This window comes from Fodinibius salsisoli (genome assembly GCF_026229185.1).
Lineage (GTDB): Bacteria > Bacteroidota > Rhodothermia > Balneolales > Balneolaceae > Fodinibius > Fodinibius salsisoli.
Genome location: NZ_JAGGJA010000011.1, coordinates 35,231 through 48,643, shown reverse-complemented (window position 1 = coordinate 48,643; position 13,413 = coordinate 35,231). Strand labels below are relative to the sequence as shown.

Genomic DNA, 13,413 nt, shown 5'->3' with positions numbered 1-13,413 from the left:
AATCGGCTAACTATTATCAATAAAATATTGATGGCCTATGAGTTCTAATCGTACGAAGAATTCTGCGCAACCGGATTTAAAATCTTTAATAAAACAAATCAATAAGACCGAAGCCGAGATTAAAAAGGGAGGAGGCGAGCGGCGCATCCAGAAACAGCATGACAAGGGCAAAATGACCGCCCGGGAACGTATTGAAACGCTTATCGATGAGGACAGTAAATTTAATGAGTTGGGACTATGGGCCGGCCATGAAATGTACGAAGAAGAAGGGGGCTGTCCGGCGGGAGGCGTAGTTATGGGCGTCGGTGAGGTATCGAACCGGGATTGTGTGATTGTTGCCAACGATGCCACCGTCAAAGCAGGAGCCTGGTTTCCCATAACGGCAAAGAAAAATTTGCGGGCCCAGGAAGTTGCCCTCGAAAACCATCTTCCAATTATCTATTTAGTAGATTCTGCAGGCGTTTATTTGCCAATGCAGGATGAAATCTTTCCTGACAAAGATCATTTTGGGCGTATTTTTCGAAATAATGCCGTGATGAGTGCCCAGGGAATCCCACAGATTGCCGCCATCATGGGTAGTTGTGTAGCCGGCGGGGCCTATCTGCCAATTATGAGCGATGAGGCGCTCATTGTTGATGGCACGGGAAGTGTCTTTTTAGCAGGTAGTTACCTCGTTAAAGCAGCCATCGGCGAAGAAGTGGATAATGAAACCCTCGGCGGAGCGACTACGCATACCGAAATTAGTGGGGTCACCGATTATAAGATGAAAGACGACACAGAGTGTTTGGAAACCGTCCGTGATCTGGTTGATAAGTTGGGGCCGTTTGAAACAGCCGGATTCAATCGTAAAGAAACGGTAGCCCCAGCTCGTGACGTCACCGATATTCTGGACCTTTTTCCCAACGATCGGTCCAAACCCTACGACATGCACAATGTGCTGGAGTGCATTGTGGATGCCGATACGTTTACAGAATACAAGAAAGGGTATGGGCAGACGCTCATCACCGGTTATGCCCGGATTGATGGATGGAGTGTGGGGATTGTAGCTAATCAACGGCAGGTTACCAAAACCAAGAAAGGAGAGATGCAGGTAGGCGGAGTTATTTATTCCGATTCGGCGGATAAGGCGGCCCGCTTCATCATGAACTGCAACCAAAAGAAAATCCCTATCGTATTTCTGCAGGATGTAACCGGGTTTATGATTGGTAAGCGGAGCGAGCATGGTGGCATCATTAAAGATGGAGCCAAAATGGTAAATGCCGTTTCCAACAGCACCGTCCCCAAAATTACGATTGTAGTCGGTAACAGCTACGGGGCCGGCAATTATGCCATGTGTGGACGCGCCTATGATCCCCGGTTTATGTATGCCTGGCCATCAGCCCAGATCGCCGTCATGGGAGGAACGCAGGCGGCAAAGGTTCTGACCCAGATTCGGGTTTCTTCTCTTAAGAAAAAGGGGAAAGAGATTTCAGAGGAAGAGGAGCAACAGATTATGGAGGAGATTAGCAGCCGTTATGATCATCAGACGGATGTTCGGTATGCGGCCGCCCGGCTATGGGTGGACGGCATTATCAATCCTATTAAAACGCGGGATCGTATTTCTCAATCTATTCGCTATGCCAACCACAATCCGGATATCGATGAATTCAAGACCGGTGTCATGCAGGTTTAAGAATTGAGAATAGTTATAGCTGAACACCGAAATATGAGTCGAACATTACCTGAATATCAAATAGGCCACTATTACCATCTTTATAACCGAGGAGCTAACAAAGGGGAAATATTTTTTGAGGAAAAGAATTATCATTTTCTCCTGAAGAAGGTGAAAAAATACACTTCATCACTTTCAATTTCGCTCATTGCCTATTGTTTGATGCCAAACCATTATCACTTTTTAATTCGTCAAGATGGCAACTATACAGCAGGAACCTTTATTCAGCGAATCTTCAATAGCTATTCTAAAGCGGTTAATAAGCAGTATGGTCGTGAAGGCACTTTGTTTGAAGGTCCTTATCGGGCTATTCATGTAGATGACAGAAACTATCTTATCCATTTGTGTAGATATATTCATCGTAATCCTTTGGAAGCTCATTTGGTGAAAAATATTAACGACTGGCCGTATTCGAACTATCTCGAATGGATTAATGCACGTAAAGGGTCGCTTTATAATCCCGATCTGCTGCAGCACTATTTCTCATCTCCAGAAGAATACAAACAATTTGTAGATGATTATAAATCTCCCCAAAAAATTGAGCAATATCTATTTGAATAGAATAATTAGGTGAACACAGAGCTGCCAGGCACTTTTTAAGTGCCTGGCAGCTTAATAAACAGCATTCTGTCCTTTACATTTTTTATTGATTTCCTCCTTTAGAAAGATCTGCAAATTCATCTTATTGGATACCAGTAGTTTAAGAAAATAATAATTGGCCTGGAGTTGGCTTTTGATAACTGTTGTTAATGGGTCTATCACCTTATTTAAATAGGAAAGTTTTCGAAATAACAATATCTAACCAATAATTCATCTTATGAAACTAACGCATATATTTTCGATAGGTGTTGCTGTGCTGATGGTGGGAGTAGCTCAAGCTTCTGCACAGACGGCACCTGCAGAAGCATTTGACAATGTGACGATCCATACGGCAAGCGGCCAGGTGATAGAAAGTGGCACAATTGTATGGAGAGATGGCATTATCAGCTCAGTTGGTAAAGACGTCGCTATCCCTTTTGATGCTTATGTTCATGATGGAGGGGATAGCCTCCATGTATATCCGGGCTTTATTGATGGGCTTGCTCTCTGGGGGAGCCCTGAGGATAAAGGAAAGGACGGGCAGCCCGAAGAACCGGGCGATCCCAGTTACAAACGAGCGGGCATTCAACCTCACCGGCAGCCGTCAGACCTGCTTAATGCCAAGGATGAGGCCTTAGCAAAGGCTCCGGAACATGGCTTTACGACTGCAGCTTTAGGGCTTAAAGGGCAAATGCTACCCGGACAGTTAGACCTCTTTTTTATTAATGGCCCCAATACCGCTGATAACTTACTGAAAGAAGGAGTGGGAGCCTTCGCGCAATTTGAAGAAGCTGAAGGAGCCACATACCCATCCACGATGATGGCTCTGATGGTCCAATTCCGCCAGCTCTTCTATGATGCCAAAGCCCAACGCCAGCAGCAGGAATATTTTGCATCCGTAGCATCAGATTACCCGGCTCCAAAGAAAGAAGAAGTGCTTGAAGCATTGTACCCGGTCATGGACCAGGAGCAGCCGTTCTTCTTTGTGGTGGATAGCAAAGAAAATATTGAACGTCTTTTTTGGTTACAGGATGAATTTGACTTTGAGGTAGTGCTGGTGTCCGGCAAGGAAGCCCATGAAAAAGCCGATGAACTTAAAGAGCGTAACATTCCGGTTTTGGCCAGCATTGACCTTCCGGAGGAACCCGATTGGATGTCCGATGATGAAGAAAAAGAAGAACCGGAGGAAGTGACGGACGAGATGCGCATCTTTCGGGATAAGCAGGAGCAGGCCTACCGGGCAAGCATTGAGAATATCCAGAAGTTAAAAGAAGCAGGCGTAGAAGTGGGCTATGCCTCCAATGGAGTGAAGCTTTCGGATATCCGGGAGAATCTTACAAGGCTAAGTGAAGAAGGGGGGCTTAATAATACGCAAATTTTGAATCTGCTCACCCAATCCACAGCCGACATTCTGGGCTTTGGACAGCGCTTAGGCGACATAAAAGAAGGGCGAGTAGCCAGTTTTACGGTCTATGATACTCCCTTCATGGAAGAAAAAGCGCAAAGCCTGTACTCCGTGACAAACGGTACAGTTACCGAAATTGAATCAGAATCATCTAAATAGTTGGCGATATATTATGAAAAGGATCATACTCTTACTATTTGCAGTTTGTTTAAGTCATAGCGGCTTAGCGCAGGATAAGGGATCGGTGCTCATAACCAATGGAACAGTGGTTACCATCACCGACGGCAACAAAGAAAATGCGGACGTTCTTATTGAAGACGGTATCATCACAGAGGTAGGCCAAGACTTGGCTGCTCCCATTGGCGTTGAGACCATTGATGCTTCGGGAAAATATGTGATGCCCGGCATCATCGATGCCCATTCGCATATTGCTGGCGTTGATATTAATGAATGGACCAATCCTGTGACGGCGGAAGTCTCCATGGAAGAGTCCATTAATCCCAATGATGTTAATATCTATTGGGCGCTGGCCGGCGGCGTGACTTCTATCCACCTGATGCACGGATCGGCGAATGTCATTGGAGGACAAAATGAGACCCTCAAACTGCGCTATGGGTCCAGTATGGACGAAATGCGGTTTAAAGGCGCACCCCGGACCATCAAATTTGCTCTTGGGGAAAATCCAACGCGGGTGCACGGACAGAACTTTAACGTAAAGCCCCGAACCCGTATGGGCGTAGAACAGGTTATCCGTAACCATTTTGATGCGGCCCTGGATTACAAACGCAACCGTAAGGATTATTTGGAAGCCAAAGAGGCCTATGAAAAGGGACAGCTCTCCAAACCCCCCGTGCCGGTGGCCAAGAATGCCCGTATGGACGCCCTTGCTGATATTATAGCCGGAGAAATAAGGGTGCATTGCCACTCGTACCGGGCCGATGAAATTATGATGCTGATGCGCGTATTTAATGATTATGGAATCAAAGATTATACGTTCCAGCATGCGAACGAAGCCTTTAAAATTGCCCCTGAACTGCGCGAGAATAATGCCTATACTTCCGTCTTTTCGGATTGGTGGGCCTATAAGTTTGAGGTCTATTATTCCACGGCCTTCAACGCCTCAATACTCAATGCTAATGGAGTAACAAACAGCATCAACTCTGACAGTGGAGAGCTTATTCGTCACCTGAACCATGAAGCTGCCAAGACCGTGCACTATGGAGGAACCTCTAAGCAGGATGCCCTTAAGATGATTACCATTAATCCCGCCAGGCAGCTGGGCATTGCTGACAAGGTAGGAAGCATTGAAGAGGGCAAACAAGGCGATGTGGCAATCTGGAGTGGTGATCCACTGAGTATTTATAGCATTGCGGAAGCAACCTTCATTGACGGCAAAAAATATTTTGATCGCAGTGAAGATGCCAATGATATGCGCTTGCAAGCTAATCCGGAAGAAGACTTCGGGCGATCTCAACAAAGGTGGTATGATGCCAACGGTCGCCAAGGTGGAAGCTGCATGCGTGGCGCCGAAATGAGGTTTACAAATCAGGGCATGAAATATCAGCAAAGCACAAAATAATTGACACTATGAAAGACGCAGAACGGACTATGAAGTATTTATCATCACTTGTTACCGGGCTCGCACTTATGCTGGTTACAACCCTCAGCGTGGATGCCCAAATCACCGAAAAGGCTACCTTCGGCAAATTTGCTATTACCAATGCAACCATCCACACCGTTTCTGATGGAGTCATCGAAAATGGGATAGTGCTTATCAATGGAGAGACCATTGAGTTTGTAGGTCAAAAGGCCAAGATAAAGCCCGGCTATACACAGATTAATGCCGAGGGCAAGCACCTTTATCCTGGCTTTATGGATGCCGGTACCCAATTGGGACTCAAAGAGATTGGCGCCGTCGATGTGACAAATGATCAGGCAGAACTGGGTGAGTTTAATCCTCATGTTCGCGCTTTTACCGCCATCAATCCCAGCAGTGTTAGCATTCCTGTTACGCGGGTAAACGGCGTTACTCATGTCATTTCAATGCCGGTATCTGGACGCTTTTCGGGTAAGGCAACCCTTATTGACTTATACGGCTACTCTCCGGATTCAATGGCCGTCTCACCCAATGCTGCCCTGCATCTTAACTGGCCCAGCGCCGTAAAAGGGGGCTATTGGGACGATCGCAGTGACGAAAAGGTTCAAAAAGAGTATGAGAAAAACCTGAAGGAACTGAATAAGTTCTGGGATAAAGCGGTATTCTATGATAAAATGGTGGCCTCATACGATGAGAATAATGCTAACCAGGAGATGCCCGATACGGATAAGAAAATGGAAGCCATGAGCGAGGTAATTAATGGAAATATACCGGTCATTATATCTGTGGGTAATAAGAAAGACATCCTTAACGCCATTGCATGGACCGAACAACATCCTGATGCGCAGTTTATCTTAGCCGGAGTTCATGATGGATGGCGCGTAGCCGATGAAATCGCTGATGCGGGACTTCCATGCCTCGTATCAACGCTTTACACTCCAGAACGTGACTATGATAACTACCAGAGACCGTATCAAAACCCGGGGCTGTTACACGAGGCAGGCGTAAAAGTAGCTATTTCTACCGGGGATACTGAGAACGTGAGGAATGCGCCTTATCATGCTGGTTATGCTGCCACCTATGGATTAGGGAAAGAAGAAGCGCTTAAAGCCATTACGCTTAATGCGGCGGAGATATTCGGCGTGCAGGATAAACTTGGTAGCATTGAGGTGGGCAAACAGGCCAACCTGTTTTTATCCGATGGCGATCCGTTTGAACCAATGACCCACATCGAGCAGGTATTTATCCGAGGCTATAAGATTCCAATGGTCAGCCGCCACTCGCAGCTCAATGACGAGTACCTGAACCGAGGGGCCAAGAAGAACTAAGAGTTCAACACCCCTACAGTTTTTTTAATGGTGGATCGTTTGTTCGGTCCGCCATTTTTATTTCCAAGAGATCTATAAAGCTAACAATTCTGTCATCCAGAGCCCTATTAGGAGTCGGCACAAGCTCAGTTTAACGGAGAATTACAATCCTTTTATAAGAATCATATCGATATAAATTTAAAGCTATGCCCAAATTTTATTGGCCACATTTAATAAGGGCCGTTAGCACTCTATAAAGGGCATTATAAAAATCCTTACTGTTTATGGTGTACATATAGTAAGGATGTGCCGTACAAACAGTAAGGATTTATGGCAGAAACAGTAAGGATATGCAACAGATGCTTACTGGATTGTTCCTATAAAGCATTTTTTACAAAGAAATAGCTAATAGGAACAGGAATAGAGGAAGGGGGCAAGCTTGAGGTTCATAATACTTTAGGAAAGGAGACCTATGCCGACGCAAGATTGAAACTAGGGTCAAAAAGAATGAACGCCTGTTTAAAAACTTGTCAATGGAGATAGTTGTAAACCCAGATCCATTCATAACTTTGACTACGAATATGAGCTTTTTGAAATAGAGCAGGGCTTTGGCAGGTCTAATAAGTTACTCCTCCAAATAATAATCGAGGGTAGAGACCACGCGGACGGTCTTACGAATTTGTTTTTCTTCTTGCAGCATGGGCGCCTTATCGCGTGCAAGGATAACAAACACGCCCTGGTTAGCGCGACGAATACCGGCCAGTTCACTGCCGGAATCACGAGCGAATTGCTCGGCAGAGCTTCGGGCATTCTTGGTAGCTTCCGCAATCATTTCAGGCTTTAACTCGGTAAGGCTGTTAAACAAATAAGTGGGTCCGCCGCCCGAATATTGATTATTAATGATTACGCCGCCTTCCACCAGTTGACCAACATCCTGGCTGGCTTCATCAATTTTGCTGACATCTTCAGAGCGAACCATCAGGGTTTGGGCGAGAATAAAACGATTTGTATATGACCCCGATTGGTAAGATTGTGCGGTTCGGTCGGTGACTTCCAGGTTCTGCAACTCAATAGCATCGGTAGCGATCCCATGGCCTTCCAGAAATGATTGAATCTGGTTACGGTCTTCCGTGATCTTACGTTGTACGGCATTGAGGTCATTACCAGCTGCTACAAATCGGATGGGCCAGAGGGCGACATCCGCCATTACATCCCGTTCGGAAACACCTTTTACGGTTACAAAACGGTTGCCTGACCGGGCTTCCATAAAACCATTACCAATAAACCATCCGGCAAGTGAAAGACCAACTGTAATGATGACGGCAATGAATAGATTGTTTTGAGATTGGGTGGGCATAATATATGGTACCTCTGATCTTTTAAGAAAAGCTAAGTGATGAAAGTGCTTATTTACCAGTGGATGATAGTAAGAGCATATTATAAAGACAAATATAGCCTCTTGTTTTTTGATCTTAAAACACATAATAAGTGATTTAAAGGATGGATTTTAGTATCATACATAATACAAACCCTTTAAAAAGGAATGGGGTTATGAAATGGGCAGTTGTCATATTGATACTTTTTCTTCCTACTACCTTACTGGCCCAGGAGTATAAGGTTAAAGATCGCTGTATGGGAGGGGGCGTCTATGCCATGGTGGTTGAGTATAACAGCCAATACTATGTTGTAGAAACACCCCGGTACTTTCAGTCCGGCTGGATAATACAAGATCTGCTTGGCATTGCCATTGGCGGATCCAGTATGCTTTATTATTCAGATGCTGGTGGATCAAACCAGAGCTTTCAAGTGAGAGTGCTTTCCCGAATGCAGTGGAGATACGCGGGGTATCCGGGGGCTCGGTCCGTTTGCAGGCAGATCACACAAGGGGCTCGGTTACGGTGAGTCCTCAGGTATTTGCCGCCAGCGATTTATCGTAGGAAAGGATTACTTTCTCTTGTACAACAATACAGGGGGTAAGATGGGTATGTGCAACAGTATTTCTTCGGTTATATACACTATTTGACGAAGGAGTTCTAATTATGCCAAAAAATGGCTATTTTTAGTTGCTCATCGAGGACAAAGAATAGATGTATGTTTAACGTAGTAGAAAAATCCAATCTGAAAAATGCTTCCGCACCGGATAATTTTGATGACGTAACTTACCCGTTGGTGGAAGATTTCTATACCATCCAGGGTGAGGGCGCTCATACCGGACGTCCGGCTTACTTTATCCGTACTGCCGGCTGTGATGTTAATTGCTGGTGGTGTGATGTACAGGAAAGCTGGGACGAAGAGGCGCATCCATCTCATAAAGTGGGTGATATCGTACAAAGAGCCCAGGCCAGTGGGGCAGAGTTTGCCGTTATTACGGGAGGCGAGCCACTGCTGCACAATCTTGATCCGTTGACTCATCGGCTAAAGGAAGCCGGCTTAAAGACGCATATTGAAACAAGCGGTTCCTCGCCATTGTCCGGGCATCTGGATTGGGTAACTCTTTCACCTAAGCGCTTTAAAGAACCGCTGGATGAAGCATTTCCGCATGTAGATGAGTTGAAAGTAGTGGTATTAACTACTAAAGATTTAGAATACGCTGAAAAGAATGCGGCCAAATGTCCCGATAAAACACAATTGTTACTGCAACCGGAGTGGGAAAAAGAGGGAGCTGTTGAACTGATCATTGAGTATGTGAAAGAACATCCGGAGTGGGGCATCAGCCTGCAAACACACAAGTTTATGGGAGTTCGGTAGTGATATATATTCTGAAAACCTACTCTCTTGTCATCCTGAACTTGTTTCAGGATCTCAAATATATTTTGTCTAACATATTATTTCATGCTACCTGAACGTAATCATTCTGTTGTAATAACCGGAGCAAGTCGCGGGATCGGTCGCCGTATAGCGCTTGCTTTTGCAGAACATACCGATTATGCTTTGCTGCTTATAGCCAGAACTAAAGATGATCTTGAAGAGACAAGGAGGCTATGTAATAGCAAGGGGAACAATAAGATAGAAGTATTACCTTGTGATACTTCAAATGCCGAGAAGGTTCGTAGTACTAGGCTTCCTGAGGACTTTCCGACTTCTAAAATTATTATCAATAATGCCGGTTCATTTCTACTAAAGAAACTGCAAGAAACCAGCACAGTGGAGTTTAGCCAGCAGATACAGGCCAATCTTATGTCTGCCGTAAATACGACTAATCGTTTTTTGGATGATTTAAAACAGCAGCCGCATTCTTATATCATCAATATTTGTTCAGTGAGTGCTTTAGAAGGGCGAAAAGACAGCGGCGCCTATTCCGCCTCGAAACATGCCCTGCTTGGCTACACCCGTTCGCTTCGGAAGGAGCTGATGGATACGGAAGTGGCAGTCACGGCTCTTAACCTGGGGCAGACGGAGTCTTCTTCGTGGGACGGATCCTCCATGGACCGCTCTTTACTGATCGATCCTGATGATGTGGCGCGGCTCATCCTGAGCATTACCTCACTTTCTCCACGCACGGTTGTAGAAGAAATGATCGTGAAACCGAAGCACGGCCGCGTACCCCCGATGTAGAGTCCACAGCTTGTAAAATGGGATTATGATCTCTCATCGGGCGACTGGGGTTGTCGTCCGGTGAATAGATCAAGGGCACCTTACACTCATTCGACTTCAACTCCAGAATTCGGATGAGAAGACCGCTTTTAAGCTAATAAGCCAGCAGTTTATCTAACGTCTCCTGTAGTCGGGCATCCGCCAGGTATTCTTTTTCCAGTTCTGGATTGTAGGGGATGGGCATGTCGTGGGAAGAGCAACGGAGGACGGGGGCATCCAGATGCTCGAAACACTGTTCCATGATAAGCGAAGAAAGCTCACTCATCGGTCCAAGTGTAGCAGAAGGTTCCTGAAGAAGCAGTACCTTATTGGTTTTAACAACGGACTGTTGAACGGTTTCAAAATCCAGGGGTGCAAGACAACGAAGATCTACCACCTCAAGCTCAAATCCTTTTTCTGCATAGGCACTGGCGATGTCCTGAGCCCAATGTAGACCCATGCCGTAGGTCACAATAGTGGCATCGTGGCCTTCTCGCCTCACCTTGGCCTGTCCCAACGGTTCAGGCACACATTGGTCCGGCGTCATTTCCCGGATACTTCGATACAATTTCTTATGCTCAAAGAAAAGCACCGGATTGGGATCATGGAGCGAGCTGTAAAGGAGGTTCTGGGCATCCTTAACCGTAGCCGGTACAACAATCTTTAAGCCGGGATGCTGCATAAACCATCCTTCGGGGGACTGTGAGTGGAACGGACCGGCTCCAACGCCCGCACCATGAGGAGCCCGAACAGTAATATTCAACGGCGGCATCCAGCGGTACTGGGCCTTGGAAATATTGTTAATAATCTGGTTGTAGCCGCATGAGATGAAGTCAGCAAACTGCATTTCAACGATTGGTTTTAGTCCTTCGAGGGCAAGTCCTACGGCACAGCCCAACGCACCGGCCTCAATGATGGGCGTGTTGCGAATTCGGTCTTTGCCAAACTGATCTACAAAGCCTTCGGTTACTTTAAAGACTCCGCCATATTCGGCAATATCCTGGCCCATGATTAGAAAGTCGTCATCTTCTTCAAAGGCCTGTTGCAGGCTGAACTGAATGGCATCAACAAAGCGTTTTTCGGAGGTTGAGGAGGTGGGCTCGGCTGTATTGCGAAATATTACGGGGCTAAATAGCCGCTGTTTTTCGGCATTGAGATCAAATTTGGGGTCCTCTGCCTCCAACGCACGATCAAGCTGTGGTAAAAAAGAGGAATCAACTTCTTCCTTTATAGATTCTAACTCTTTTTCTGTGATACCCTGCTCGGCCTGAAGCCACTGACTAAATCGGTCGATAGGGTCTTTTTTCTTCCATTCTTCGAACTTTTCATCAGGCACATAGAAGGTTCCGGAGGCTTCTTCATGGCCCCGCATGCGGAAGGTCTTTGCTTCAATAAGAGTAGGGGTTCCATTCAGGGCGCTCTTCCTGGCTTTGCGGATGGCATCCATAACCTCGAAAATATTGTTGCCGTCCACTTTCATGCCCCCTAAGCCGTAGCCTAAGGCACGATCAACCAAATCATTACAGGCATATTGCTCGTTGGTGGGCGTTGAGAGCCCATAGCCATTATTCTCGATGATAAAGATGACCGGAAGTTTCCAAACAGCGGCCAAATTCAAGGCCTCATGGAATTCGCCCTCACTTGTTGCACCATCACCACAAAAGCTGCAGGCAACAAATCCTTCATTCCGCAGCTGTGAGGCCAGGGCCAGTCCATCGGCTACTGGTATCGTTGCGGCTAAATGCGAGATCATGCCTACAATGCGTTTCTCTGGCACCCCAAAGTGAAAAGAACGATCACGACCGCCCGTAAAACCATCGGCCTTACCCAGCCATTGGCAAAACAGTTTGTAAAGGTCCACACCACGCGTCGTAAAAAGTCCCAGGTTGCGGTGCATCGGAAGCAGATAATCCTGCTTATGCAGTGCTTCTGTGACACCCACGGAGATGGCTTCCTGGCCGATACCCGAAAACCACTTGCTGATTTTATTCTGTCTCAGCAGCTTCAACATTCGCTCTTCAATGCGGCGGGGCAGGAGCAAGTGCTTATACAGGTCAATAGCTTGTTGCCGGGTATAGTTTTGGTGTGGCTGAATCATGGAGGTAGACCGAATGCTATAATTACTTAAGCCAAACATGGTACAGTTGTTGATGAAAAGCAAGACTGAAAATAGGCTGGACGATATACAGTTGCAACGAATTTGTTTCTGCTTGAAAAAGCCTATTTTAGGGGCTTTAGGAAACTAAAACTGGTTTTAATTTACGAATTTAATCTTAAGTGGATAGAAAGTTATCCCATCATCGTCTTCCATATTTTTATGTACTCACAGGGGCAGCCCTGTGGGGGATCATCGGTCTGTTTGTAGATGGATTAACGGGCGCAGGATTTTCGGCCCTGCAGATTGTGACCTTGCGTGTGGTCAGTGCTGCGGTGCTACTGGTAGGCTACCTCGGGTTTAAGAATCCAAAGCTGCTTGAGATTGAGTTCAAGGATGCCTTTAGTTTTATCGGGGCGGGCATCTTTAGCATTGTGTTCTTCAATTGGTGCTATTTTACGGCCATAGAGGAGGTATCACTTTCAGTAGCGGTCATCCTGCTTTATACAGGGCCAGCCTTTGTAACTATTCTGTCCTGGATCTTCTTTGGAGAACCCATGACCCGGCGCAAAATGGGGGCCTTACTGTTGACGCTCATCGGCTGTGGGTTGGTCATCAAAATTGTACCGGCAGGGGAACAGCAAATCTCTCTCTTTGGATTATTTGTGGGATTAGGCTCTGGTTTCGGCTACGCCCTATACAGTATCTTTGGCAAGCATGCGTTGAAAAAATACCATGCTCTTACCGTAATAACGTACACTTTTGTCTTTGCTTCGGCTTTCATGTTGCCGTTTAGTGGGCCAACGATCGAAGCCAGCCAGCTGCAGTCCGCCCATACCTGGATGCTGATCGCAGGACTCGGACTCTTACCGACAGCCCTGGCATATCTGCTCTATACCATGGGACTTGCTCAAATTGAAAGCAGCCGTGCTTCTATAACGGCTACTATTGAGCCGGTAGTGGCTACCCTCATTGGCGTCCTGGTCTTTAAGGAAGTGTTGACCGTGTTTCAGCTCATTGGAATGATCCTGGTCCTGAGTGCCGTTGTATTAATCCAGTTGAAAAGAAAGCAAGCGGACATCCGGTCTCCAGGGTAGGGGCAAAAAGACTGTTAGAGGGCATTATAAAACTAAACTTGTCATCCTG

11 protein-coding genes are annotated in these 13,413 nt (G+C 46.2%); 9 read left to right on the top strand and 2 right to left on the bottom strand.

Translation table 11 applies throughout. From position 1 onward, the window contains the following. Positions 1–37: 37 nt before the first annotated feature. The 5 genes from J6I44_RS15235 (at position 38) to J6I44_RS15215 (ending at position 6,620) form a co-directional block, all read left to right on the top strand. Complete coding sequence (locus tag J6I44_RS15235) at positions 38–1,672, top strand: acyl-CoA carboxylase subunit beta (protein ID WP_265767015.1); 1,635 nt, start codon at positions 38–40, stop codon at positions 1,670–1,672. Between the two features lie 33 nt (positions 1,673–1,705). Further along, positions 1,706–2,272, top strand: coding sequence for a transposase (locus J6I44_RS15230; protein ID WP_265767014.1), 567 nt, complete (start codon positions 1,706–1,708; stop codon positions 2,270–2,272). A gap of 256 nt (positions 2,273–2,528) precedes the next feature. Continuing rightward, positions 2,529–3,854 carry an amidohydrolase family protein gene (locus tag J6I44_RS15225; protein ID WP_265767013.1) on the top strand — a complete coding sequence of 442 codons (1,326 nt, stop codon included), beginning with the start codon at positions 2,529–2,531 and terminating at the stop codon, positions 3,852–3,854. Between the two features lie 13 nt (positions 3,855–3,867). Then, entirely contained in the window at positions 3,868–5,274 is a 1,407-nt protein-coding gene (locus tag J6I44_RS15220; protein WP_265767012.1) for an amidohydrolase, read from the top strand. Positions 5,275–5,282: 8 nt separating this feature from the next. Then, positions 5,283–6,620 (top strand): amidohydrolase family protein, encoded by a 1,338-nt coding sequence (locus J6I44_RS15215; protein WP_265767011.1) that lies wholly within the window; start codon positions 5,283–5,285, stop codon positions 6,618–6,620. Positions 6,621–7,224: 604 nt separating this feature from the next. On the opposite strand, the gene J6I44_RS15210 is transcribed toward J6I44_RS15215, so the two are convergent. Continuing rightward, positions 7,225–7,956 (bottom strand): SIMPL domain-containing protein, encoded by a 732-nt coding sequence (locus tag J6I44_RS15210; RefSeq protein ID WP_265767010.1) that lies wholly within the window; start codon positions 7,954–7,956, stop codon positions 7,225–7,227. Positions 7,957–8,150: 194 nt separating this feature from the next. Between J6I44_RS15210 and J6I44_RS15205 the strand changes: the two genes are divergently transcribed. From J6I44_RS15205 to J6I44_RS15195, 3 genes are all read left to right on the top strand, one after another. Continuing rightward, positions 8,151–8,501, top strand: coding sequence for a hypothetical protein (locus tag J6I44_RS15205; protein ID WP_265767009.1), 351 nt, complete (start codon positions 8,151–8,153; stop codon positions 8,499–8,501). Between the two features lie 189 nt (positions 8,502–8,690). Then, positions 8,691–9,347 carry a 7-carboxy-7-deazaguanine synthase QueE gene (locus tag J6I44_RS15200; RefSeq protein WP_265767008.1) on the top strand — a complete coding sequence of 219 codons (657 nt, stop codon included), beginning with the start codon at positions 8,691–8,693 and terminating at the stop codon, positions 9,345–9,347. A gap of 84 nt (positions 9,348–9,431) precedes the next feature. Further along, positions 9,432–10,154 carry an SDR family NAD(P)-dependent oxidoreductase gene (locus J6I44_RS15195; RefSeq protein WP_265767007.1) on the top strand — a complete coding sequence of 241 codons (723 nt, stop codon included), beginning with the start codon at positions 9,432–9,434 and terminating at the stop codon, positions 10,152–10,154. 133 nt (positions 10,155–10,287) lie between these two features. Here the strand turns inward: J6I44_RS15195 and J6I44_RS15190 are convergent, their stop codons facing one another. After that, positions 10,288–12,270, bottom strand: a complete 1,983-nt coding sequence (locus J6I44_RS15190; protein WP_434084236.1) for an alpha-ketoacid dehydrogenase subunit alpha/beta — start codon at positions 12,268–12,270, stop codon at positions 10,288–10,290. 179 nt (positions 12,271–12,449) lie between these two features. Between J6I44_RS15190 and J6I44_RS15185 the strand changes: the two genes are divergently transcribed. After that, on the top strand, positions 12,450–13,364 hold the full coding sequence (locus J6I44_RS15185) for a DMT family transporter (RefSeq protein WP_265767005.1): 915 nt from the start codon (positions 12,450–12,452) through the stop codon (positions 13,362–13,364). The last annotated feature ends 49 nt before the right edge of the window (positions 13,365–13,413 follow it).